The organism is Hydrogenophaga sp. PBL-H3 (assembly GCF_010104355.1).
GTDB lineage: Bacteria > Pseudomonadota > Gammaproteobacteria > Burkholderiales > Burkholderiaceae_C > Hydrogenophaga.
The window spans coordinates 3,409,788-3,431,163 of the sequence record NZ_CP044972.1; the positions used below are offsets into that span (position 1 = coordinate 3,409,788).

At 66.7% G+C, this 21,376-nt stretch carries 21 protein-coding genes and 1 pseudogene; 9 read left to right on the top strand and 13 right to left on the bottom strand.

The features are described 5' to 3' along the window. Positions 1-10 precede the first annotated feature (10 nt). Positions 11-403 (top strand): VOC family protein, encoded by a 393-nt coding sequence (locus tag F9Z44_RS15835; RefSeq protein WP_159607697.1) that lies wholly within the window; start codon positions 11-13, stop codon positions 401-403. 9 nt (positions 404-412) lie between these two features. Here the strand turns inward: F9Z44_RS15835 and F9Z44_RS15840 are convergent, their stop codons facing one another. The 4 genes from F9Z44_RS15840 to F9Z44_RS15855 all read right to left on the bottom strand — a co-directional run bounded on the left by F9Z44_RS15840 (position 413) and on the right by F9Z44_RS15855 (position 3,428). Further along, complete coding sequence (locus F9Z44_RS15840; RefSeq protein ID WP_159607698.1) at positions 413-1,510, bottom strand: NAD(P)-dependent alcohol dehydrogenase; 1,098 nt, start codon at positions 1,508-1,510, stop codon at positions 413-415. A 37-nt stretch (positions 1,511-1,547) separates the two neighbouring features. Further along, complete coding sequence (locus tag F9Z44_RS15845; RefSeq protein ID WP_159607699.1) at positions 1,548-1,766, bottom strand: YdcH family protein; 219 nt, start codon at positions 1,764-1,766, stop codon at positions 1,548-1,550. Positions 1,767-1,966: 200 nt separating this feature from the next. Then, a complete protein-coding gene (locus tag F9Z44_RS15850) occupies positions 1,967-2,155 on the bottom strand; it encodes a hypothetical protein (RefSeq protein ID WP_159607700.1) in 189 nt (62 codons plus the stop codon). 4 nt (positions 2,156-2,159) lie between these two features. After that, the gene (locus F9Z44_RS15855; RefSeq protein WP_159607701.1) at positions 2,160-3,428 is read right to left on the bottom strand and encodes an amidohydrolase family protein; all 1,269 of its coding nucleotides are present in this window, start codon (positions 3,426-3,428) and stop codon (positions 2,160-2,162) included. A gap of 171 nt (positions 3,429-3,599) precedes the next feature. Here F9Z44_RS15855 and ybaL point away from each other — a divergent pair, with 171 nt between their 5' ends. From ybaL to F9Z44_RS15865, 3 genes and pseudogenes are all read left to right on the top strand, one after another. Next, the gene (ybaL, locus tag F9Z44_RS15860; RefSeq protein WP_159607702.1) at positions 3,600-5,294 is read left to right on the top strand and encodes a YbaL family putative K(+) efflux transporter; all 1,695 of its coding nucleotides are present in this window, start codon (positions 3,600-3,602) and stop codon (positions 5,292-5,294) included. An 8-nt stretch (positions 5,295-5,302) separates the two neighbouring features. Then, positions 5,303-5,524: pseudogene (locus tag F9Z44_RS22795) on the top strand (DUF1653 domain-containing protein); the annotation flags it as partial. A 93-nt stretch (positions 5,525-5,617) separates the two neighbouring features. Continuing rightward, on the top strand, positions 5,618-5,791 hold the full coding sequence (locus tag F9Z44_RS15865) for an oxidoreductase-like domain-containing protein (RefSeq protein WP_442907294.1): 174 nt from the start codon (positions 5,618-5,620) through the stop codon (positions 5,789-5,791). Here F9Z44_RS15865 and F9Z44_RS15870 read toward each other — a convergent pair. Continuing rightward, positions 5,751-6,845, bottom strand: coding sequence for a PA0069 family radical SAM protein (locus F9Z44_RS15870; protein ID WP_159607703.1), 1,095 nt, complete (start codon positions 6,843-6,845; stop codon positions 5,751-5,753). The two genes, F9Z44_RS15865 and F9Z44_RS15870, sit on opposite strands and share 41 nt — an antisense overlap. A gap of 70 nt (positions 6,846-6,915) precedes the next feature. On the opposite strand from F9Z44_RS15870, the gene F9Z44_RS15875 reads away from it, so the two are divergent. The 3 genes from F9Z44_RS15875 to F9Z44_RS15885 all read left to right on the top strand — a co-directional run bounded on the left by F9Z44_RS15875 (position 6,916) and on the right by F9Z44_RS15885 (position 9,858). After that, complete coding sequence (locus tag F9Z44_RS15875) at positions 6,916-7,881, top strand: ABC transporter ATP-binding protein (RefSeq protein ID WP_159607704.1); 966 nt, start codon at positions 6,916-6,918, stop codon at positions 7,879-7,881. Continuing rightward, positions 7,878-8,639: an ABC transporter permease gene (locus F9Z44_RS15880; protein ID WP_159607705.1), complete on the top strand. Its 762-nt coding sequence runs from the start codon at positions 7,878-7,880 to the stop codon at positions 8,637-8,639. Before F9Z44_RS15875 ends, F9Z44_RS15880 begins: the two co-directional genes overlap by 4 nt. Positions 8,640-8,775: 136 nt before the next feature. Next, a complete protein-coding gene (locus F9Z44_RS15885) occupies positions 8,776-9,858 on the top strand; it encodes a TRAP transporter substrate-binding protein (RefSeq protein ID WP_159607706.1) in 1,083 nt (360 codons plus the stop codon). Positions 9,859-9,903: 45 nt separating this feature from the next. On the opposite strand, the gene F9Z44_RS15890 is transcribed toward F9Z44_RS15885, so the two are convergent. The 8 genes from F9Z44_RS15890 to gcl form a co-directional block, all read right to left on the bottom strand. After that, a complete protein-coding gene (locus F9Z44_RS15890; RefSeq protein WP_159607707.1) occupies positions 9,904-10,413 on the bottom strand; it encodes a DUF2894 domain-containing protein in 510 nt (169 codons plus the stop codon). After that, positions 10,406-11,080, bottom strand: a complete 675-nt coding sequence (locus F9Z44_RS15895) for an OmpA family protein (RefSeq protein ID WP_159607708.1) — start codon at positions 11,078-11,080, stop codon at positions 10,406-10,408. Before F9Z44_RS15895 ends, F9Z44_RS15890 begins: the two co-directional genes overlap by 8 nt. After that, positions 11,080-13,107: a DUF802 domain-containing protein gene (locus tag F9Z44_RS15900; protein ID WP_159607709.1), complete on the bottom strand. Its 2,028-nt coding sequence runs from the start codon at positions 13,105-13,107 to the stop codon at positions 11,080-11,082. The genes F9Z44_RS15895 and F9Z44_RS15900 overlap by 1 nt, the downstream gene beginning before the upstream one ends. Then, positions 13,104-13,772, bottom strand: a complete 669-nt coding sequence (locus F9Z44_RS15905) for a DUF3348 family protein (protein ID WP_159607710.1) — start codon at positions 13,770-13,772, stop codon at positions 13,104-13,106. Before F9Z44_RS15905 ends, F9Z44_RS15900 begins: the two co-directional genes overlap by 4 nt. Before the next feature lie 176 nt (positions 13,773-13,948). Further along, on the bottom strand, positions 13,949-15,274 hold the full coding sequence (locus F9Z44_RS15910; protein WP_159607711.1) for a glycerate kinase type-2 family protein: 1,326 nt from the start codon (positions 15,272-15,274) through the stop codon (positions 13,949-13,951). Positions 15,275-15,356: 82 nt separating this feature from the next. Continuing rightward, positions 15,357-16,265: a 2-hydroxy-3-oxopropionate reductase gene (gene glxR / locus F9Z44_RS15915; protein WP_159607712.1), complete on the bottom strand. Its 909-nt coding sequence runs from the start codon at positions 16,263-16,265 to the stop codon at positions 15,357-15,359. A gap of 20 nt (positions 16,266-16,285) precedes the next feature. Then, a complete protein-coding gene (gene hyi / locus F9Z44_RS15920; RefSeq protein ID WP_159607713.1) occupies positions 16,286-17,083 on the bottom strand; it encodes a hydroxypyruvate isomerase in 798 nt (265 codons plus the stop codon). Positions 17,084-17,096: 13 nt separating this feature from the next. Then, positions 17,097-18,887 carry a glyoxylate carboligase gene (gene gcl, locus F9Z44_RS15925; RefSeq protein ID WP_159607714.1) on the bottom strand — a complete coding sequence of 597 codons (1,791 nt, stop codon included), beginning with the start codon at positions 18,885-18,887 and terminating at the stop codon, positions 17,097-17,099. A 130-nt stretch (positions 18,888-19,017) separates the two neighbouring features. Here gcl and F9Z44_RS15930 point away from each other — a divergent pair, with 130 nt between their 5' ends. Beyond that, positions 19,018-19,932 (top strand): LysR family transcriptional regulator, encoded by a 915-nt coding sequence (locus F9Z44_RS15930; RefSeq protein ID WP_159608766.1) that lies wholly within the window; start codon positions 19,018-19,020, stop codon positions 19,930-19,932. Continuing rightward, positions 19,929-21,374, top strand: a complete 1,446-nt coding sequence (locus F9Z44_RS15935; protein WP_159607715.1) for an 8-oxoguanine deaminase — start codon at positions 19,929-19,931, stop codon at positions 21,372-21,374. Before F9Z44_RS15930 ends, F9Z44_RS15935 begins: the two co-directional genes overlap by 4 nt. Positions 21,375-21,376: the final 2 nt, after the last annotated feature.

The following is a 21,376-nucleotide window of genomic DNA, read 5'->3' on the forward strand; positions in this document are numbered from 1 at the left end:
AGGAGACAAGATGTTCAGTCATGTGATGGTCGGGACCAACGACCTGGAGCGATCGAAGAAGTTCTACACCGCGGTGCTCGGTACGATCGGCGTGGGTAAACCGGTGGAAAACACGGCAGGCTCGGGCCACAAGCGGCTCTTCTTTCGCCACGAAGGCACGTCGTTCTGCGTGAGCGAACCCATCAACGGCGAAGCGGCGTGTCCCGCCAACGGCGGCACCATCGGCTTCAAGTGCGCGTCAGCCGAGCAGTTGCAGGCGTTTCACGACACGGCGGTGGCGCACGGTGGCGTGTCGGTTGAAGAGGCACCCGGCCCGCGTGGCGGCCCATCGGGCAGCACGCACCTGGCCTATGTGCGCGACCCGGACGGCAACAAGCTCTGCGCCCTGTACCGCGTGCCATGAGACCCACGGTCAGGGCTTGATCGCCACCTTCAACACGCCGTCGCGCTGGTTCGCAAACAGCTCGTAAGCGGCCACGATGTCGTCGAGCTTGAACTGGTGCGTGACCATCAGGCCCAGGTCAATGCGGCCAGACGCCACCACGTTCATGAGCCGGCGCATGCGTTCCTTGCCGCCAGGACACAGCGCGGTGACGATGCGGTGGTCGCCCAGGCCGGCGGCAAACGCCCCCAGGGGAATGGTGAGGTCGCTCGAATACACGCCCAGGCTGGAGAGCGTGCCGCCGGGTTTGAGCACGCGAAGCGCCGATTCGAACGTGGTCTGCGTGCCCAGCGCTTCAATGGACGAGTCTGCGCCGCGCCCGCCGGTGATCTTCATGATCTCGTCGACCACGTCGCAGTTCTTGAAATTGAGCGTGAGGTCGGCGCCCATCTTTTTCGCGATGCCCAGGCGGTGGTCGTTGCCGTCCACCGCGATGATGGTGGAGGCACCCAGCAGGCGCGCGCCGGCCGTGGCACACAGGCCGATGGGCCCTTGCGCAAACACCACCACGGTGTCGCCGATGCGGATGTTGGCGTTCTCCGCGCCCTTGAAGCCGGTGGACATGATGTCGGGGCACATCAGCACCTGCTCGTCGGTCAGGCCGTCGGGAATGGGCGCGAGGTTGGCCTGGGCGTCGGGCACCAGCACGTACTCGGCCTGGGTGCCGTCGATCAGGTTGCCAAAGCGCCAGCCCGCCGTGGCCTTGAAGCCGTGGCAGCCGCACAGGCCCTGGGGAATGAGGTAGCTGCCGTCTTGCGAGGGCGCGCCATCTTGCGCGGCGTACGAATTGAAGTTGGGGCAGATGGCCCCGGCAATCGCGCGCTGGCCTTCGGTGTAACCCTGCACGGCGCTGCCGAGTTTTTCGATCACGCCCACAGGCTCGTGGCCGATGGTCAGGCCCTTGGCCACCGGGTACTCACCCTTGAGGATGTGCACGTCGGTGCCGCAGATGGTGGTGGTGGTGATGCGGATCAGCGCGTCGTTGGGGCCCACGTCGGGGATGGGTTTGTCCACCACCTCGATGCGGTTCTTCTCCACGAACACGGCGGCTTTCATCATGGTGGCCATGGGGTTCTCCTGAAACGGTTGAACAAGCCCGGCAGGCTCAGGCAGCGCTGGCTTTTTTGAGGATGGTGTAGAGCTCGTCCTTGAGCTGCAGCTTTTCGCGTTTGAGCGTTTCGATCTCGACGTTGGTCGCGATCTCCAGGCCGTCTTCCATGTTCTTGATCTTCTGGTCGAGCGCGTTGTGCTGGTCGAACAGGCGCGTGAAATGATGGTCGTTGCCCTTGAGGCTGGTGATGAGTTCTCGGTACTCTGGAAACATGGGTGTGCCTTTCGGTGAGCGCCGCAGGGATCGCGGACTTGAGGGGATGTCTTGGCCTGGGTTTCAGTGTGGACCCGGGCGGGCCCATCGCTGTTGACGCAGGTCAAGCAAAACGCGACGTACCAGCTTGGCCGCGATGCGCCGCCGCATCTGTGCGCCAGCGCCCGGACCAGCAGAAGCCGGTTGAAAGCGCCGCCCGCTCAACCCGCCAGATTGCGAAACAGGTAACGCCCGAGCGCCAACCAGAAATCGCCGCCCGAGTGCTGCTGCCACACCAGGGAAATGTCGGCCAAAGCCTTGTGGAAGATCATGGAAACGAGCCCCAGCAGGCAGACGATGGCGGCAATCTGCAGGGCGGTCTTGAAGCGTTCGTCGCTGTTGTGTTGCATGGGTTCAGTGCTTGGGCAAGTTGTCCATTCGGCCAGGCAAATTCAGGCGCGCGGTCGTCGGTGGTGTCTCTGAGAGCAGTTGTCCTTTGCGCCAAACCTTCAGCCGCGTGGCGCGCAGGCGGATCGCTTCGATCGGGTCGCGTGCCTGCAGCAGCACGAAGCTGGCATCACAGCCCGCCGCTATGCCGTAGCCATCCAATCCCATCACCTTCGCCGCGTTCGTCGTCACCGCCTCGAAACATTGGCGCATGCCGGCCTGGCTGGTCATCTGCGCCACGTGCAGACCCATGTGGGCCACCTCCAGCATGTCGCCACTGCCCAGCGAATACCAGGGGTCCATCACGCAGTCGTGGCCAAAGGCCACCGTCACGCCAGCGGCCATGAGCTCGGGCACGCGCGTCATGCCACGGCGTTTGGGGTAGGTGTCGTGCCGGCCCTGCAGCGTGATGTTGATGAGCGGATTGGCCACGGCGCTCACGCCGGCTTCGGCAATCAGGGGGATCAGCTTGGAAACAAAGTAGTTGTCCATGCTGTGCATGGAGGTGAGATGCGAGCCGTTGACGCGACCCTGCAAGCCCAGGCGCTGCGCCTCGAAGGCCAGGGTCTCGATGTGGCGCGAGAGCGGGTCGTCGCTTTCGTCGCAGTGCATGTCCACCGGCAGGCCGCGCTCGGCGGCGAGTTCGCACAGCAGCTTCACGCTGGCGGTGCCCTCCTGGTACGTGCGCTCGAAATGCGGGATGCCGCCGACCACGTCCACGCCCAGGTCGAGTGCGCGCTTCAACTTGTCCAGCCCTCCGGGGGAGCGCAACACGCCATCCTGCGGAAAGGCGACGAGCTGCACGTCGAGGTAGGGCGACATGCGTCGCTTGGCTTCCAGCATGGCGCGCACCGGCAGCAGGCTCGGATCGCTGGTGTCCACGTGGCTGCGGATGGCCAGCAGGCCCTTGGCCACGGCCCAGTCGCCATAGGCGAGCGCGCGCTCCACCAGCGCTTCTTCGGTCAGCAGGGGCTTGAGCTCGCCCCACAACGCAATGCCTTCGAGCAACGTGCCGCTCTGGTTCACGCGCGGCAGGCCGTAGCTGAGCGTGGCGTCCATGTGGAAGTGGGGGTCGCAAAACGGCGGCGTGAGCAACTGGCCTTCGGCGTCCAGCAGTTCGTGGGCCGGTGCGTTCAAGCCGGCAGCCACTTCAACGATGCACCCGCCCTGCACGGCCACGCCCATGTCGGTGCGGCCGTCGGGCAGGGTGGCGTGGGTGATCAGCAGGTCCAGCATCGGCGTTCACCTCGGCGGTCGGGTTTCGTGAGGCTCTGAGGATAAGCGGCGCACAGGAATTCGGCAGGCCGCTGCGCGGCTCGCCGAGTACGCCCTCCATAATCGAACGCAACACCGGCCCGCACCGGAGGAAGCAGCACCCACCACCCCATCCGCAGAAAGGCCCCGCCGATGCCGCACGACGTCAGCCTGATCGCCACCATCGCAGCGGGTTTCGGCCTGGCGATGGTCTTCGGGTACATCGCGGTGCGCCTGCGCATGCCGCCCCTGGTGGGCTATCTGCTGGCGGGCATCGTCATCAGCCCGGCCACCCCGGGTTTCGTGGCCGACGTGGGACTGGCCAGTCAGCTGGCCGAGATCGGCGTGATGCTGCTGATGTTCGGTGTGGGCCTGCACTTCTCGATCAACGACCTCATGGCCGTGCGCCGCATCGCCGTGCCGGGCGCCATCGTGCAGATCGGCGTGGCCACCTTGCTGGGCATCGGCCTGTCGCACTTCTGGGGCTGGAGCCTGGCCGGCTCGCTGGTCTTCGGCCTGTGTCTGTCGGTGGCGAGCACCGTGGTGCTGTTGCGTGCGCTGGAAGCCAAGGGCCTGCTGAAATCCATCAACGGTCAGATCGCCGTGGGCTGGCTGGTGGTGGAAGACCTGGTCATGGTGATGGTGCTGGTGTTGCTGCCGGCGCTGGCCGGTGTCATTGCACCGGCCGAGGGCGTGGCCGCCACACAGGGCAGCGACATCTGGCAAGCGGTGGGCATCACGCTGGCCAAGGTCACGGCCTTCATCGTGCTCATGCTGGTGGTGGGGCGCCGCCTCCTGCCCAAGGCGCTGTGGTGGGTGGCGCGCACCGGCTCACAGGAGCTGTTCACACTGAGCGTGGTGGCCGTGGCGGTGGGCGTGGCCTTTGGCGCGGGCAAGCTGTTCGACGTGTCCTTCGCACTGGGCGCCTTCTTCGCCGGCATGATGATGCGGGAGTCCGAGTTCAGCCACCGCGCGGCCGACGAATCGTTGCCGCTGCGCGATGCGTTTGCCGTGCTGTTCTTCGTGTCGGTGGGCATGTTGTTCGATCCCGCCGTGGTGTGGAACGAGCCGCTCAAGCTGCTCGCGGTGGTCGCCATCATCTTGCTGGGCAAGACGCTCGCGGCGGTTGCGCTGGTGCTGCTGTTTCGGTACCCGCTCAACACCGCACTCACGGTGGGTGTGAGCCTGGCGCAGATCGGCGAGTTCTCCTTCATCCTGGCGGGTCTGGGTGTGGCGCTGAAGCTGATGCCGGTGGAAGGCCAGAGCCTGGTGCTGGCGGGTGCGCTCATTTCCATCGCCGCCAACTCCGCGCTGTTCTCGGCGGTGGAACCCCTGCAGGCCTGGGTGCGCAAGCGCTCGGCCTACGCCCGCAAGCTGGAAGCACGCGACGACCCGCTGGCCGAGTTGCCCGCGTCCACCCACGAGTCGCTGCTGGCCCGCCAGGTGGTGCTGGTCGGCCATGGCCGCGTGGGCCAGCGCATCGCGCAGACGCTGCGCGAGCAACACATTCCCTTCGTGGTAGCCGAGGAAAACCGGGAGATCGTCGACGCGCTGCGCAAGGACGGCATCGCGGCTGTCAGCGGTGATGCGTCCACGCCCGAGGTCCTGATACAGGCGCACATTGCCCGGGCGGCTGTGCTGGTGATCACGATCCCCGACACCATGAGCGTGCGCAAGATGGTGGAGATTGCGCGCACGCTCAACCCCGAGATCGATGTGATCCTGCGCACGCACAACGAAGAAGAAGCCGCGCTGCTGAAGAGCGAGAGTCTGGGCACTGTGTTTCTGGGCGACACCGAACTGGCGCGCGGCATGGCAGCGCACGTGTTGCTGCAATTCAAACGCTGACATCCGCGATGACCGACAACGACCTGCCCCCGCTGAACCCCACCGCACCCGGCCTCTACCGCCACTACAAGGGCGGCTGGTACGAGGTGCTCGACACTGTGCGCTGCAGCGAGACCCTGCAGGGCATGACGCTGTACCGCGCGCTCTACGGCGGATGGGGCCAGTGGGTGCGTCCAGCGGCCATGTTTGGCGAGACAGGGGAATTTGAAGGCCGCACACAGCCCCGCTTCGTGCGCCACGACCCGGCCCAGGTGCCGCTGGCCGACCTGCCCACCGCACAAGCCCTGGTGGCCCACCTGCGCGGCCTGGCGCAGCGCCAGGGCATGCACCTGGATGCGGCCCTGCGCCCGCCCCCGCCCGAGCCCTCCACCTGCTGCGGGCGCGGTTGCAACGGCTGCGTGTGGGAAGGCTTTTACGAGGCCCTGCACCACTGGCGCACGGACGCGCTGGGCTTGCTCAAAACAGCGACTGCTGGCCCTGCAGGCTCGCCGGCCTGAACAGCGTGGTTTTTAGCGGCTCGCGTTCGCGCGCGTAGCCCAGGCGGTCGCAGGTTTTATCGAAGCGCTGGCGGATCAGGTCGGCCCACACGCCGCTGCCTTTCATGCGTTGCGCGAAGTCGGCGTTGTAGTCGCGCCCGCCGCGCATCTCCTGCACGCGGGCCATCACACGCGCGGCGCGGTCCGGGTAGTGCAGCTCCAGCCACTGCCGAAACATGGGGCTCAACTCATGCGGCAGGCGCAGCACGGTGTAGAAGGCGCGCCGGGCGCCGGCCTCATGCGCCGCCTCCAGCACCTGCTCCATGTCGTCGTTGATGAACGGAATCTGCGGCGCCACGCTCACGCCCACCGGAATGCCAGCCTCGGCCAGCGTGCGGATGGTGCGCAGCCGGCGGTGGGGCGCGGCCGCGCGGGGCTCCAGCAGGCGGGTGAGTTTGGCGTCCAGCGAGGTGATGGTCACGTACACCGCCGCCAGACCCTGCGCAGCCATGGGCGCGAGCAGGTCGATGTCGCGCTCCACACCGCTGCCCTTGGTGACGATGGCCAGCGGGTGCCGTGTGTCGACCAGCACCTGCAACACACCGCGCATGAGGCGCAGTTCCCGCTCAACGGGTTGATAGGCGTCGGTAACGGTGCCGATGGCGAGCAGCTCGGGCACATGGCGCGGACTGGCCAGTTCGCGCTGCAGCACCTGCGCGATGTTGCGTTTGGCGATCAGCTTCGTTTCGAAGTCGATGCCCGGCGAGAGGTTGAGGTAGCTGTGGCTGGGACGCGCGTAGCAGTACACGCAGCCGTGTTCGCAACCCCGGTACGGGTTGAGGCCCAGGCGAAAGCCGATGTCGGGCGAGTCGTTGTGGGTGATGGCGCTCTTCGCGTCCTCGAAGCTCACCTCGGTGGCCGGCGGTGGTGCCTCATCGCGCGCCCGCAACGCGTCGTCGAGCGCACCCCAGCCGTCGTCGAACGCCTCGCGGGCGTCGCGCTCGAAGCGGTGCGGCTGGTGCTGGGCCAGCCCGCGGCCCTTGATGGCCTGCAATGGAATGTGGGCAGTGGACATGGAGCAAACACTGTACACAGATACAGCCTAGAATCCACCCTCTTTTTCATCCACCTTCCGTGGAGCTCCCATGTCTTCAACTCCAGCCAGCCCCGGCAGCGAGGCCATCGTCTCCGTGCGCGGCGTCAGCAAAACCTACGCCGGTGGTTTCCAGGCCCTCAAGCGGGTCGACCTCGACATCCGCCGCGGCGAGATCTTTGCCTTGCTGGGCCCCAACGGCGCCGGCAAGACCACGCTGATCAGCGTCATCTGCGGCATGACCAACGCCACCGAAGGCACGGTGGTGGCCGACGGCCATGACACCGTGCGCGACTACCGCCAGGCGCGTGAGGCCATCGGCCTGGTGCCACAGGAACTGCACACCGATTCGTTTGAAACCGTGTGGGCCACGGTGAGTTTCAGCCGTGGCCTCTTCGGCAAGGCACCCGATCCGGCCTACATCGAGAAGATCCTCAAGGACCTCTCGCTCTGGGACAAGAAGGACAACAAGATCATGGCGCTCTCGGGCGGTATGAAGCGCCGCGTGCTCATTGCCAAGGCGCTCTCGCACGAGCCCAAGATACTTTTTCTGGACGAACCGAGCGCGGGCGTGGACGTGGAACTGCGACACGACATGTGGCGCATGGTGCGCGAGCTGCGCGAAGCGGGCACCACCATCATTCTCACCACGCACTACATCGAAGAAGCCGAAGACATGGCCGACCGCATCGGCGTGATCCGCAAGGGGGAGCTGATCGTGGTGGAAGACAAACACGTGCTCATGCGCAAGCTGGGCAAGAAGCAGCTCACGCTCACGCTGCAGCAGACCATCACCAGCGTGCCCGACGCGCTGGCTTCGTGGGCGCTGGAGATCACCGAGAGTGGTCACGCCCTCACCTACACCTTCGACGCACAGAAGGACGACACCGGCATCGCCGAGCTGCTGCGCGCGCTGGGCGAGCACGGCATCCACTTCAAGGACCTGCGCTCCAGCGAGAGTTCGCTCGAAGACATCTTTGTCAGCCTGGTCCATGAACAGAAAGAGGTCGTGGCATGAACTTTCACGCCGTGCGGGCCATTTACCAGTTTGAAATGAACCGCGCCTTGCGCACCTGGGCGCAAAGCATCATCGCGCCGGTGCTCAGCACCTCGCTGTACTTCATCGTCTTCGGCTCGGCCATCGGCTCGCGCATGGGCAACATCGACGGTGTGAGCTACGGCGCTTACATCATCCCCGGCCTGCTCATGCTCTCGCTGCTGAGCGAGAGCATTTCCAACGCGGCCTTCGGCATCTACATGCCCAAATGGTCCGGCACCATCTACGAACTGCTGAGTGCGCCGGTGAACTGGGTCGAGGTGCTGCTGGGCTATGTGGGCGCGGCGGCCACCAAGAGCCTCACGCTGGGTCTGCTGATCCTGCTGACAGCGCGCGCCTTTGTGCCGTACGAGGTGGCGCACCCGGTGTGGATGGTGGGCTTCCTTGTGCTCACCGCCGTCACTTTCTGCCTGTTCGGTTTCATCATCGGCCTGTGGGCCGACAGCTTCCAGAAACTTCAGGTGATCCCGCTGCTCATCATCACGCCGCTCACCTTCCTGGGCGGTGCGTTCTACAGCATCAACATGCTGCCTCCGGTGTGGCAGACGGTGTCGCTGTTCAACCCCGTTGTCTACCTCATCAGCGGTCTGCGCTGGGCCTTCTACGGCGTAGCCGACGTGCACATCGCCGTGAGCACGGGCATGACGCTGGCGTTCATGGCGGTGTGCCTGGCGGTGGTGTGGTGGGTCTTCAAGACGGGTTGGAAGATCCGGCGCTGATCGTCGCTGCCGGCCGGTGTCGCACCGGGCACCGGCGCGGGCCAACCGCCATTCAGGAAATGGCACACTTGACACCCCCCAGGGCATGGGAACCCCATGCCTGTTCACTGCCACCTTCCCTCTGGAGACAAGTTCAATGGATCGTCGTTCAATGATCAAGAACGCTGGCATCGCCGGCGTCCTGACCACCGGTATCGCCCCCGCCGTGCACGCACAGGCCGCTGTGCGCTGGCGCCTGGCTTCCAGCTTCCCCAAATCGCTGCCCACCATTTTCGGTTCGGCAGAAAAATTCGCCGAGACGGTCAAGGCCCTCTCGGGCGGCAAGTTCGACGTGTCCGTGCACGCCGCTGGCGAACTGATGCCCGCCTTCGGTGTGGTGGATGGTCTCCAGGACAACACCATCGAGATGGCGCAGACAGCGCCCTACTACTTCACCGGCAAAGACCCCATCTTCGCCTTCGGCTGCGCCGTGCCGTTTGGCCTGACCGCGCGCCACATGGACGCCTGGATGGAACACGGCAATGGCCGCAAGCTGATGGACGAGTTCTACGGCAAGTTCAACATCCTCTCCATGAGCTCGGGCAACACCGGCACCCAGATGGGTGGCTGGTACCGCAAGGAAATCAAGAGCGTGGCCGATCTCAAGGGCCTGAAGATGCGCCTGGGTGGCGGCCTGTTCGGCGAGACCATGGCCAAGCTGGGCGTGGTGGCGCAGAACATGCCCGCTGGTGAGGTGTACCAGGCGCTGGAAAAAGGCACGCTGGACGCCACGGAGTTCGTCGGCCCGGCGGACGACGAGCGCCTGGGCTTCAACAAGGTCGCGCCGTTCTACTACTACCCCGGCTGGTGGGAAGGTGGCGCCGAGCTGGAGTTCTTCATCAACAAGAAAGCCTTCGACGCACTGACACCAGAAAACAAGGCCATCGTGCGTGCCGCTGGCGCCGTGGCCGCGCGGGACATGACCGCCAAGTACGACGCCCTGAACCCGGTCGCCCTCAAGCGCCTGGTGGGCAGCGGCACCAAGCTCAAGCCGTTTTCCAAGGACGTGCTGGACGCGGGCTTCAAGGCCGCCATGGAAGTCTTTGCCACGCACGAAGCCAAGTCGCCCGAGTTCAAGAAGATCCACCAGGACATGCGCGCCTTCCAGCGCGACCAGGTTCTGTGGAGCCGCTTCTCCGAGTGGCGCTATGACAGCTTCATCGCCACCGCCAAGATCTGATGGACCGGCAGCGGCCTGGCGGAACATTCCGCCGGCCGCTGGCCCTCAGCGCTTCACACGGCCCGTCTTGACGGGCTTTGTTTTGCCCGCTGGTTCCTTGAGCCTGCCGTGCGCCTGGTCCAGCCACAGCAGCGTGTCGGCGTGCGACATGAAACGCCGCAGGTAGTCGGGCGAGAGATCGCGCATGAGCCCCAGGGTGCGCAGCACGAGCATGTGCGAATTGAGCGGGCCCGCGTTCTCGGGACCCCGCTCCACGGCCTGGGTCACCTCTTCTTCGGCGCAGATGCGGGACCAGGTTTCGCGGAAACGCTGCGCGCTTTTCAGATCGGGTCCGGCCTGTGCGGAGGCCAGTGTCTGGTTGAGCTGGCCCAGTGGCGACAGCGTCTTCTTCTGCCGGGCGCGTGGTGGACTTGTTTCGCCCACCTCGGGCGCCTCGGCTGTCTCGGCCAGGGCGCGTTGCAGCCGCTCCTGCAGCACACGCTGCACGGCCTCGGGCGCGGCCTGCATGCGCCGCTGCAAGGCCTGCGCATAGTGAGCGCGCACAGCGTCACTCACGCAGCGAAACCTTCGCTGCGCTGGCCGCCTTGGGCACGGGCGCCATCTCCACCCGCCGGTTGAGCGAGCGGCCTTTTTCGTCGGCGTTGGAGGCCACGGGTTGCTCGGCGCCGAAAGCCGCGCTGAACACGCGCTGCGGTGGCATGCCCTCCTGGATCAGCACGCGGGTCACGGTGAGCGCGCGCTGGGCCGAGAGCTCCAGGTTGTCGGTGTAGCGCTGGTTGTTGGCCTGCACCGGGCGATCGTCGGTGAAGCCGCTGACCATCAGCATCTCGTCGCGCTCGCCCAGGTACACCTGCAGCGGCGGCACAAGGCTCTTGAGCAGCAGGCGGCCCTCGGACCGCAACTCGTCGGAGTTGAGCGGAAACAGCACGCTGCCGCTGATGCCGATGCGGCCATTGTCCAGCGTCACGCGACCGGTCTGCAGCGGGATCGCCAGCGCTTTTTCCAGCGCCATGCGGCGGGCCTCTTCCTGCTGGCGCTTCTGCACCTCGGCCTGCAGGCTGGCCACCAGATCCATCTGCACCACCAGCACGCCGATGAGGATGAGCACGAAGGCGCCCACCAGACCGGCCATGAGGTCGCCGAACACGGCCCAGACCGGCGCGGTCTGTTCGCCGGTGCCGTCCTCCAGGCTGTCGTCCAGGGCGTTGTCCAGCCCGGTCATCACGCAGCCCTCTCGGCCGCGCGCAGCCGGCGCAGGTCGTCCACGATGCCTTGCTGCGAGCTGATGCTCAGATCGATCACCTCGCGCGCCTGCGCCACGTAGTAGGCCAGTTGCTCGTCGCTGCGCACCATCGACTGCCCCACCGCCTCTTCGATGCGTTGCAGGCTGCCGATGAGTTTTTCGTTGGTGGCGGCGAAGAGCTGCACGCCGTGACCGAAGGCTTCTCCGAGGCTGGCGAGTTCGATCGCGCTGCCACTCACCTGAGCGGCCACCTCTTGCGCGCGGTGGGCTTGCGCACCCACGGTCTCGGCGAACTGGCGGCCCACCTGGTCGAGCACGGCGCTGGCCGAGGTCACCAGCGATTCGATGGCCTCGCGTTGCTCGCCCGTGGCGTGCTGAACGGTCTGCAGCAGGCTGCCGATGTTGTTCATGAGGGCCGTGCGTTCCCGCAGTGCGAGGTTGTCGCGCTCGCCCAGCTGCGTGGCTTCCCGGCGCAGCTGCGCGATCACCTCGGCCGCGGCCTTGGGCGCCTCGGTGGCCGTTTCCAACAGGCGCGCGATGGGTGCCTCGATCGCGGCACCCAGCAGGGCCAGGTGGGTGGCCACCTGGGTGTTGAGTGACGTCTGCAGTTCGCCCAGGCGCTGCACGGCCGCATCAAAGCGCGTGGCTTCGTCGCTGCGCAAGGCGGCCAGCTCGGAACGCCAGTCGGTCGCGGTCTGCTGCAGCGTCTGGCCCACAGCCTGCTGCTGGGCCAGGGTCTGCGCACCCAGCTGTTGCCACTCGCCCTGCAGCGTGGTGGCCATGGCCTGCAAGGCCTCTTTCCAGGCGGTCTGCTGGTGCTGTTCGGCCACGGTCTGCTCAGCCCGGGAACGCGACACGGTGTCGTGCACGCTGGCGAGCAAGGCGGCGGAACGTTGCTCGAAGGTGCTGGTGAAGGCCCCGAGTGCCCGCTCCAGACCAACGGCCTGTTGTTCGGTGGTGTGCGCGTGCTGCTGCAGCGCGGCGCTCCAGCCCTGCGCCACTGTGGTGGCGGTGGCGTCCCAGCGGATCGAGATGCCGTCGAGTTGTGCCTGCACCGCAGCACCCACGCGCTCGTGCAGGCGCGTGGACTCGCTCGCGATGGCCGCCATGGCGTTGGACACCACCGGCTGCAAGGTCTCGCCAGCGATGCGCGCGCTGGCCGACAGGCTCTCGTTCAGCGAGCGCGCCACCGACTGGCCAAGCTCCTGGTAAGCCACACCGGCTTCGCGGTGAAACAGCGCCTGGCGCTCCAGCAACTGTTCGTCGAGCTGCTGGCCGCGGCGCTCCATCTGCGCCATCAGGGCCTGCAGCTGGTCCACCACGGCGGGCAAGGCACCGGCCTGCTGCTGCAGCGCCTTGAAGGTTTCATTGCGCTGGTGCGCGAGCGAAAACGGGTGGAACACGGTGGTGATCTGGGCGTCGAGCTGGCGCACCACCTCCATGCGCTCGCGCCGGCTGATGACCGACATGAGGCCCAGCATGGCCGAGGTGGCCACGCCCACGACGGAGGTGCCGAACGCCAGGCCCAGGCCCTTGATGGGCGCGGCCAGCGCCGAACGGATGGCCTGCAGGTCGGCCGTTCCTTCGAGCGTGAACACGGCACCCCGGAAGGTGACGACCAGACCCAGGAAGGTGCCGAGCATGCCCAGCATCACCAGCAAGCCGATGAGGTAAGGCGTGAGGGCCAGGCCCGGCAAGGCACCTCTTTCACCTTCGATCCGTGTGCGCACGGCGTTGTGCAGCCCGGGCGGCACGCGGCCGAGCCAGTCGCTCAAGTGCACCAGCGGCTGCGGCACGTCAGCCAGCGCCTGCGCCAGCCCGGCCGTGAGGGCACGAAAGCGCCGGACCTCCTGCGCGCCCAGCAGGTAGACCCCGCCGATGGCCACGGTCATGGCCAGGGCGATGGCACTGGTGCCGACAAAGCCCGCGCCGACCCAGACCACGGCGATGAGGCCGAGGGCAAAGGCGCTGGCGAAAAAGAGGCGGTTCACTGCGTTGTGGTTCATGGGTGTTGTTTCACTTCCTGGCCGAGGGCTTCGACCATGCCGGCCACAGGCTGCAGCCGCAGGTCGAGCTCAGCCAGCAGCGTTTGCTGCAGCTCGTGTTCAAACAGCGGCTGCCAGCCGCCGGGGTGGGTCTGGCGCAACTGGTCGAAGCGCGCCTTGAGAAAGACCGGCACGGTGGACAGCAGCTTCTGTTCGCGCCCGCCCAGCATCGGGTCGAGCACGGCGTCCAGCGCGGCGAGCTGCGCCAGGCGCGGGGAGGTTTGTGACAGGGTCTTGCGCACATGGCCACGCAAGGCGTCCACGCTCATTTCCATGCGGCGCTGCTGTTCCAGACAGCGCTGGTGGTGCAGGGCGAAGCTGGCGTCGGCGTCATCGGCAGGCTCATCACCGGGTTCACCTGGAGGGGCGGTGATGGCCTGGCTCAGGGTGGCGCGCACGCGCTGGAGCTCGGCCTGCACGCTGCTGGCGCTCGCCGACACTGCGGGGCGCCGGGCGCGTGCCACGGCGGGCAGGGCCTGGTGGAGCGAACTCAGCGCGATGGCGTCGGCCACGTTGAGCCAATGACCCAGCCGCTCGGCCAGGTCTTGCCGGGAGACCTCCGCGGGCGTGGGTTGCCAGCCGGCGAGCTGGCGCACCAGGGCTGAGCGGTTGAAGTTGCTGCGCAAAAAAGCATTCCTTGGCGCCCTGCGGGCGCAATCGGCATCGAGTACAGGGTGGTTTGCCGACTTGGTGGGGCGTGCACGCCCGTCAGCGGTGGCCAGGCCGGACAACCGGCGGCCAAGGCGACATTAGAAACGATCCGCCGGGCCGATTTGTAACCGTCTGCCGGCCCGTTGGGGCGTCAAAGAACGAGCACGGCCCTGAAATCGTTCACGTTGGTGTGCGTGGGCCCGGTGACCACCAGGTCACCCAGCGGCTCGAAATAGCCGTAAGCGTCGTTGCGCGCGAGGTGATCGGTGACCTTGAGTGCCTGCGCGGCGGCGCGGGCCAGGGTGTCGGGCGTGACGAGCGCGCCGGCGTTGTCTTCCATGCCGTCGATGCCGTCGGTGTCGGCGGCCAGCGCCCACACGCCAGCGATGCCATTGAGCGCCTGCGCCATGCCGAGGCAGAACTCGCCCGCCCTGCCGCCCTTGCCCTTGGCTTGACCCTCCACGCGCGGTCGCACGGTCACGGTGGTCTCGCCGCCGCTGAGGATCACGCAGGGTGTCTTGAAATCGCTGCGGCCCAGCGCCGCCGAGCGCGCCAGCGCGGCGTGCACCTTGCCCACCTCGCGCGATTCGCCTTCGATCTCGTCGCTGAGTACATACGTGTTGAGCCCGATCGCGCGCGCCGCGGCTGCGGCGGCTTCCAGGCTTTGCTGCGGCGTGGCGATCAGGTGCACCTCGTGGCCTTGCAGGCGCGCATCACCCGGCTTGGGCGTCTCCAACTCACCGCGCTCCAGCTGCGCGCGCACGCCGGCGGGCACGTCGATGCCGTAGCGTTGCAGGATATCCAGCGCGTCGGCGCAACTTGTGGCGTCGGCCACGGTGGGGCCGCTGGCGATCACGCTCACGTCGTCGCCCGGCACGTCGCTGATGGTGATGGTGACCACGCGCGCAGGTGCGCAGCCGGCCGCCAGCCGCCCGCCCTTGATGCGCGATAGGTGCTTGCGCACGGTGTTCATCTCCAGGATGTTGGCGCCGCTGTTGAGCAGTTCGCGGTTGATGCGTTGCTTGTCTTCCAGCGTGAGGCCCTCGGCCGGCAGCGTGAGCAACGAGGAGCCACCACCCGAGATCAGGCAGAGCACCAGGTCGTCGGCCGTGAGGCCCTGGGTGAGTTGCAGGATGCGCTGCGCAGCGGCCAGGCCAGCGGCGTCGGGCACCGGGTGCGAGGCTTCCACCACCTCGATGCGGTCCTTCAAACCCGCCGGGCGGGGCGGCGTGTGGTCGTAGCGCGTGACCACCAGGCCGGAGATGGGTGCGTCGGCTGGCCACAGGGCTTCCACCGCCTGGGCCATGGCACCACCGGCCTTGCCGGCACCGATCACCACGGTGCGGCCCCTGGGCGGGGGAGGCAGAAACGCGGCCGTATTGTGCAGCGGCAGCGCGCGCTGCACCGCCACGTCGTACAGGTGGCGCAGCAGGGCGCGGGGGTCGTTCAGGGAGGGGGGTGGGGTTGTGTGGGGCATGGGGCGAGTTTAGAGAATGCCGGCCCTCACCCCAACCTTCACCCCAACACGCTCCGCTGGCGAGAGAGGGCGCGCATGCACTTCAGGCAGCCGGGTCTGGCGCGATGGCGTGGTTGGCCATGTGCTCCAGGCTGCGGCACAGCGCCGAATGGTCCAGCCCCGCCATGCCATGCGCCGCACAGCTCTGCATCAGCTGCGCCGCGCTCGCCGTGTGCGGCAGGCTCAGGCCCAGTTCTTTCGCGCCCTGCAACGCGAGGTTCAGGTCTTTCTGGTGCAGCTCGATGCGAAAGCCTGGCTTGAAGGTGCGCTGGATCATGCGTTCGCCATGCACTTCCAGAATGCGGCTGGCGGCGAATCCGCCCATCAGCGCCTGGCGCACCTTGGCCGGGTCGGCGCCGGCCTTGCTGGCAAACAGCAGGGCCTCGGCCACGGCCTCGATGTTGAGCGCCACGATGATCTGGTTGGCCACCTTGGTGGTCTGGCCGTCGCCGTTGCCACCCACCAGGGTGATGTTCTTGCCCATGGCTTCAAACAGTGGCTTCACCCGGTCGAACGTGTCCTGCGAGCCACCCACCATGATGGTGAGGCTGGCGGCCTTGGCGCCCACCTCGCCGCCGCTGACCGGTGCGTCCAGGTACTCGCAGCCCAGCGCGTTGATCTTCTGCGCAAACTGCTTGGTGGCCATGGGGCTGATGGAACTCATGTCCACCACCACCTTGCCGGCCTGCAGTCCTTTGGACACGCCGTGTTCGCCAAACAGCACATCCTCCACGTGCGGGGTGTCGGGCACCATGGTGATGACGATGTCGGCGCGCTTGGCCACCTCGGTGGCGTTGGTGCAGATGGTCGCGCCCTGTTCGGCGAACGCCTCGGGCACCTTGCTGCGGCTGCTCACAAACAGGGCGTGCCCTGCCTTGAGCAGGTTGAGCGCCATGGGCGTGCCCATCGTGCCCAGGCCGATGAAGCCGACTTTGAGTCCGTTCTTGGTCATGTGTGTTTCTGCTGGAGAGTTCAAAGCGTCTGTCCGTGGGCTGCGATCCAGCCCAGGCCCCGGTCGGTGCCGCCGGGGCTTGCATCTTTGGGCTTGTATTCACAGCCGATCCAGCCGGTGTAGCCCAGCGCGTCGATGTACCCGAACAGGAAGCGGTGATCGATCTCGCCGGTGCCGGGCTCGTGGCGGCCCGGTGTGTCGGCCAGCTGCATGTGAGCGATGCGCGGCAGCAGCTCGCGGATGGTGTTGGCCAGCTCGCCTTCCATGCGTTGCGCGTGGTAAATGTCGTACTGCAGGAAGACGTTGTCGGAGCCGACCTCGTCCATCAGCTCGATGGCCTGGCGCGGGCGGTTGACAAAGTAACCTGGCATGTCGAAACGGTTGATGGGCTCGATCAGCAGCGGGATGCCGAGCTTCTTCGCCTCGGCTGCTGCGTAGCGCACATTGCCCACCCAGGTGGCGCTGGCCTGCGCCTGGCTCACGCCGGCAGGCACCAGGCCGGCCATGCAGTGCCAGCGTTGCACGCCGATCACCGGCGCGTAACTCGCGGCCCTGGCCACCCCGGCGCGGAACTCGTCTTCGCGTCCGGGGATGCAGGCGATGCCGCGTTCTCCCCCAGCCCAGTCGCCCGGTGGCAGGTTGTGCAGCACCGGCTCAAGCTGGTTGTCCTTGAGACGCTTCGCGACCTCCTCGGCAGGGTGGTCGTAGGGAAACAGAAACTCCACGGCCTTGAAGCCGGCTTTTGAAGCGGCGGCAAAACGGTCGAGGAACGGCAGCTCTGTCCAGAGCATGGAGAGGTTGGCGGCAAAACGAGGCACGTGTATTTCCTTGTTATTCCAACAGTCCGGCAGCCACGAGGCCTTCGCGGCCCTCGGGGTGCAGGCACTCGATGTCTTCAAACTCGTTGATGGCGTTGATCTCGGTGCCCATGGCGATGTTGGTCACCTTCTCCAGGATCACCTCCACGACCACCGGCACGCTGTGTTGACGCGCCATCACCTGCGCTTTGCGCAGCGCGGCCTGGATCTTCGCCGGATCGGTCACACGCAGCGACTTGCAACCCAGGCCTTCCACCACCGCCTGGTGGTCCACGCCGTAGCCCTTGAGCGCCGGGTCGTCCACGTTCTGGTTGTCGAACGCGAGCTGCACGCAATAGTCCATCTCGAAACCACGCTGCGCCTGGCGGATCAGGCCCAGGTAGCTGTTGTTCACCAGCACCTGCACATAGGGCAGGCGGAACTGCGCGCCCACGGCCAGCTCTTCCACCAGGAACTGGAAGTCGTAGTCGCCCGAGAGGCCGACCACGGTCTTGGTCGGGTCGGCCGCCACCACGCCGAGCGCGGCGGGGATCGTCCAGCCCAGCGGGCCCGCCTGGCCGCAGTTGATCCACTGGCGTGGGCCGTACACATGCAGGAACTGCGCACCGGCAATCTGGCTCAGGCCGATGGTGGACACGTACACCGTGTCGCGGCCGAAGGCGGCATTCATTTCTTCGTACACACGCTGCGGTTTGATCGGCACGTTGTCGAAGTGCGTCTTGCGCTGCATGAGCTTCTTTCGCTCGGCGCAGCGTGCGGCCCAGGTGCTGTAGTCCTTCAGCCGCCCGGCGGCCTGGCGCTCACGCGCCACCTGCACGAAGAGTTCGAGCGCGATCTTCGCGTCCGACACGATGCCCAGGTCGGGGTTGAACACGCGGCCGATCTGCGTGGGTTCGATGTCCACATGCACGAACGTGCGGCCCTGGGTGTAGACCTCGACCGACCCGGTATGGCGGTTGGCCCAGCGGTTGCCGATGCCCAGCACGAAGTCGCTGGCCAGCATCGTGGCGTTGCCGTAGCGGTGGCTGGTCTGCAGGCCGCACATGCCGGCCATGAGCGGGTGATCGTCGGGAATGCTGCCCCAGGCCATGAGGGTGGGGATCACCGGCACGCCGGTGAGTTCGGCCAGTTCCACCAGCAGGTCGGACGCGTCGGCGTTGATGATGCCGCCACCGGCCACGATGAGCGGCTTGGCTGAAGCAGCCAGCATGTCCAGCGCCTTCTCCACCTGCTTGCGTGTGGCGGCGGGTTTGTAGACGGGCAGCGGCTCGTAGGTGTCGATGTCGAACTCGATCTCGGCCATCTGCACGTCGATCGGCAGATCGATCAGCACCGGGCCCGGGCGGCCCGAGCGCATGAGGTGAAACGCCTGCTGGAAGGCGCGCGGCACCAGCGCAGGCTCGCGCACCGTCACGCTCCACTTGGTCACCGGCTTGCTGATGGCTTCGATGTCCACCGCCTGGAAGTCTTCCTTGTACATGCGTGCACGCGGTGCCTGGCCGGTGATGCACAGGATCGGGATGCTGTCGGCGATGGCCGAGTACAGACCGGTGATCATGTCGGTGCCGGCCGGCCCGCTGGTGCCGATGCACACGCCGATGTTGCCGGCCTTGGCCCGGGTGTAGCCCTCGGCCATGTGCGACGCACCCTCCACGTGGCGCGCCAGCACATGGGCAATGGTCTGGCGCTCGCGCAGCTGGGCATACAGCGGGTTGATGGCGGCACCGGGCACACCGAAGGCCTGGGTGATCCCTTCCTTCTCCATCACGAGCACGGCGGCCATCGCGGCTTTCATCTTCGGCATGTCTGTCTCCGGTTGGTTTTTGAACGCTGCCCGATGCTAGGGAGCACACCCGGTTTTGAGAATGCCACTGGCTGTACGTTGATTCGGTACCTGAGGTATGGAATCGGAATTTCAGGACTACCATGCGGTCATGGACCGCTACAAGGAAATCGAAGCCTTCGTGCAGGTGATGGAGCACGGCAGCCTCGCTTCGGCCGCGCTGCACGCGGGCATCACGCCGGTGATGATGGGCCGGCGCATCGATGCGCTGGAAAAGCGCCTGGGCACCCAGCTCATGCACCGCTCCACCCGCCGCCTGGTGCTCACCGAACAAGGCGCCACCTTTCTCGACGAATGCCGCGGCCTGCTGGCGCAATGGGCCAGCGCCGAAGCCGCCGTCTCCTCGCAGCACCACAGCGCCAGCGGCCACCTGGTGGTGTCGGCGCCTGCGGCTTTCGGTCGGATGCATGTGGCGCCGCACGCCAGCGCCTTTCTCAAGGCGAATCCGCAGGTCCGCATCTCGTTCAACCTCACCGACCGCGTGGTCGACCTGGTGCGCGATGGTTACGACATGGCCCTGCGCATCGGCAACGTGATCGACCCGAACTTCGTGGCCATCAAACTCGCGACCAACCAGCGCGTGGTCTGCGGCACGCCCGCCTACTTCCGCAAGCATGGCAAGCCCAAGACGTTGGAAGACCTGAAATCCCACAACTGCCTGGCCTTCAACCTGCAGGGTGGCCAGCAGCGCGGCTGGTATTTCTTGCAGGACGGCAAGACCGTGACGGTGCGCGCCGAGGGCAACCTGGACTGCAACGACGGCGAGCTGCTGCACCGCTGGGTGAGCGAAGGCCTGGGCCTGGGCTGGCGCAGCACCTGGGAGATCCAGCTCCAGCTCCAGCGTGGCGAACTGGTGACCGTGCTCGACGAGTTCGCCCTGCCCGAGTACGACATCCTGGCGGTGTACCCGCAGCAGCGCCACCTGCCGGCCAAGGTGCGCTTCTTCATCGACCACCTCAAGAAGATCTACGCACGGCCTGGCTACTGGCTGCGCGACACACCATGACCACCCTGCTGATCCACAACGCAACCTGCATCGCCACCTTCGACCACACCGACCCGGCGCAGGGGCGCGAACTCAAGGACGCCTCGCTCTTTGTGCGCGACCACCTGATCGAATGGATCGGCCCGGCCAGCGAACTGCCGCCCGCGCTGAAGGAAGCCGACGAAACCATCGACGCGCGCGGCCATCTGGTGGTACCGGGTCTGGTCAACACGCACCACCACATGTATCAAAGCCTCACGCGGGCTCTACCCGCCGTGCAGAACGCCGAGCTGTTTGGCTGGCTGCAAGGGCTCTACCCGGTGTGGACCGGCCTCACGCCCGAGATGGTTCGGGTCTCCACCCAGGTGGCCATGGCCGAGCTGCTCCTGAGCGGCTGCACCACCACCAGCGACCACCTCTACCTCTATCCCAACGGCGTTCGGCTGGAAGACAGCATCGAAGCCGCGCAGGCCATCGGCATGCGTTTTGTGGCCACGCGCGGCAGCATGAGCGTGGGGCAATCGCAAGGCGGTCTGCCACCCGACAGCGTGGTGGAGCGCGAAGACGCCATCCTCAAAGACAGCCAGCGGCTCATCGAGACCTGGCACGACGCGCGCCATGGCGCCATGCTGCAGATCGCGCTGGCCCCGTGTTCGCCGTTCTCGGTGAGTACCGGACTCATGAAGGACAGCGCCGCGCTGGCGCGATCGTTCAAAGGGCAAGGCGTGCGCCTGCACACCCACCTGGCCGAGAACGACCACGACATCGCCTACAGCCTGGCCAGGTTCAACCGCACGCCCGCGCAGTACGCGCAAGACCTCGGCTGGCTGGGTGACGACGTGTGGCACGCGCACTGCGTCAAGCTCGACGACGACGGCATCTCGCTGTTCGCGGCCAGCCGCACTGGCGTGGCGCACTGCCCCTGCAGCAACATGCGCCTGGCCTCGGGCATCGCCCCGGTGCGCCGCTTGCTGGACGCCGGCGTTCCCGTGGGCCTGGGCGTGGACGGCAGCGCGAGCAACGACGGCGCGCACATGGTGGCCGAGGCCCGCCAGGCCCTGCTGCTGGCCCGCGTGGGCCGCGCGATGCAGCCGCCCGAGGTGCGCGCAGACAAAACCTTCTTCGGCTGCGACCTGGGCCCGGCCGAAATGACGGCGCGCGACGCACTCTTTATCGCCACGCGCGGCGGCGCCCAGGTGTTGGGACGCAGCGATGTCGGGTATCTCGCGCCCGGCCTGTGCGCCGACTTCGCGCTCTTTGATCTGCGCACGCTGGGCTTTGCCGGCGGCGCGGTGCACGACCCGGTAGCCAGCCTGCTCTTGTGCGCCAGCGCGCAGGCCGCATGCACGGTCGTGAACGGGCGGGTGGTGGTGCGGCAGGGCCAGCTGACCACGGTGGACCTCGGACCGCTGCTGGAAAAGCACAACCGCCTGGCCAGGGAGCTGGCGCAGGCGGTTGTCTGAGG

Excerpts from the sequence above, each read along its gene's own strand:
- F9Z44_RS15835 (WP_159607697.1), top strand. The coding sequence starts at position 11 with ATGTTCAGTCATGTGATGGTCGGGACCAACGACCTGGAGCGATCGAAG.
- F9Z44_RS15840 (WP_159607698.1), bottom strand. The coding sequence starts at position 1,510 with ATGGCCACCATGATGAAAGCCGCCGTGTTCGTGGAGAAGAACCGCATC.
- F9Z44_RS15845 (WP_159607699.1), bottom strand. The coding sequence starts at position 1,766 with ATGTTTCCAGAGTACCGAGAACTCATCACCAGCCTCAAGGGCAACGAC.
- F9Z44_RS15850 (WP_159607700.1), bottom strand. The coding sequence starts at position 2,155 with ATGCAACACAACAGCGACGAACGCTTCAAGACCGCCCTGCAGATTGCC.
- F9Z44_RS15855 (WP_159607701.1), bottom strand. The coding sequence starts at position 3,428 with ATGCTGGACCTGCTGATCACCCACGCCACCCTGCCCGACGGCCGCACC.
- ybaL (WP_159607702.1), top strand. The coding sequence starts at position 3,600 with ATGCCGCACGACGTCAGCCTGATCGCCACCATCGCAGCGGGTTTCGGC.
- F9Z44_RS15865 (WP_442907294.1), top strand. The coding sequence starts at position 5,618 with ATGCACCTGGATGCGGCCCTGCGCCCGCCCCCGCCCGAGCCCTCCACC.
- F9Z44_RS15870 (WP_159607703.1), bottom strand. The coding sequence starts at position 6,845 with ATGTCCACTGCCCACATTCCATTGCAGGCCATCAAGGGCCGCGGGCTG.
- F9Z44_RS15875 (WP_159607704.1), top strand. The coding sequence starts at position 6,916 with ATGTCTTCAACTCCAGCCAGCCCCGGCAGCGAGGCCATCGTCTCCGTG.
- F9Z44_RS15880 (WP_159607705.1), top strand. The coding sequence starts at position 7,878 with ATGAACTTTCACGCCGTGCGGGCCATTTACCAGTTTGAAATGAACCGC.
- F9Z44_RS15885 (WP_159607706.1), top strand. The coding sequence starts at position 8,776 with ATGGATCGTCGTTCAATGATCAAGAACGCTGGCATCGCCGGCGTCCTG.
- F9Z44_RS15895 (WP_159607708.1), bottom strand. The coding sequence starts at position 11,080 with ATGACCGGGCTGGACAACGCCCTGGACGACAGCCTGGAGGACGGCACC.
- F9Z44_RS15900 (WP_159607709.1), bottom strand. The coding sequence starts at position 13,107 with ATGAACCACAACGCAGTGAACCGCCTCTTTTTCGCCAGCGCCTTTGCC.
- F9Z44_RS15910 (WP_159607711.1), bottom strand. The coding sequence starts at position 15,274 with ATGCCCCACACAACCCCACCCCCCTCCCTGAACGACCCCCGCGCCCTG.
- glxR (WP_159607712.1), bottom strand. The coding sequence starts at position 16,265 with ATGACCAAGAACGGACTCAAAGTCGGCTTCATCGGCCTGGGCACGATG.
- gcl (WP_159607714.1), bottom strand. The coding sequence starts at position 18,887 with ATGCCGAAGATGAAAGCCGCGATGGCCGCCGTGCTCGTGATGGAGAAG.
- F9Z44_RS15930 (WP_159608766.1), top strand. The coding sequence starts at position 19,018 with ATGGACCGCTACAAGGAAATCGAAGCCTTCGTGCAGGTGATGGAGCAC.
- F9Z44_RS15935 (WP_159607715.1), top strand. The coding sequence starts at position 19,929 with ATGACCACCCTGCTGATCCACAACGCAACCTGCATCGCCACCTTCGAC.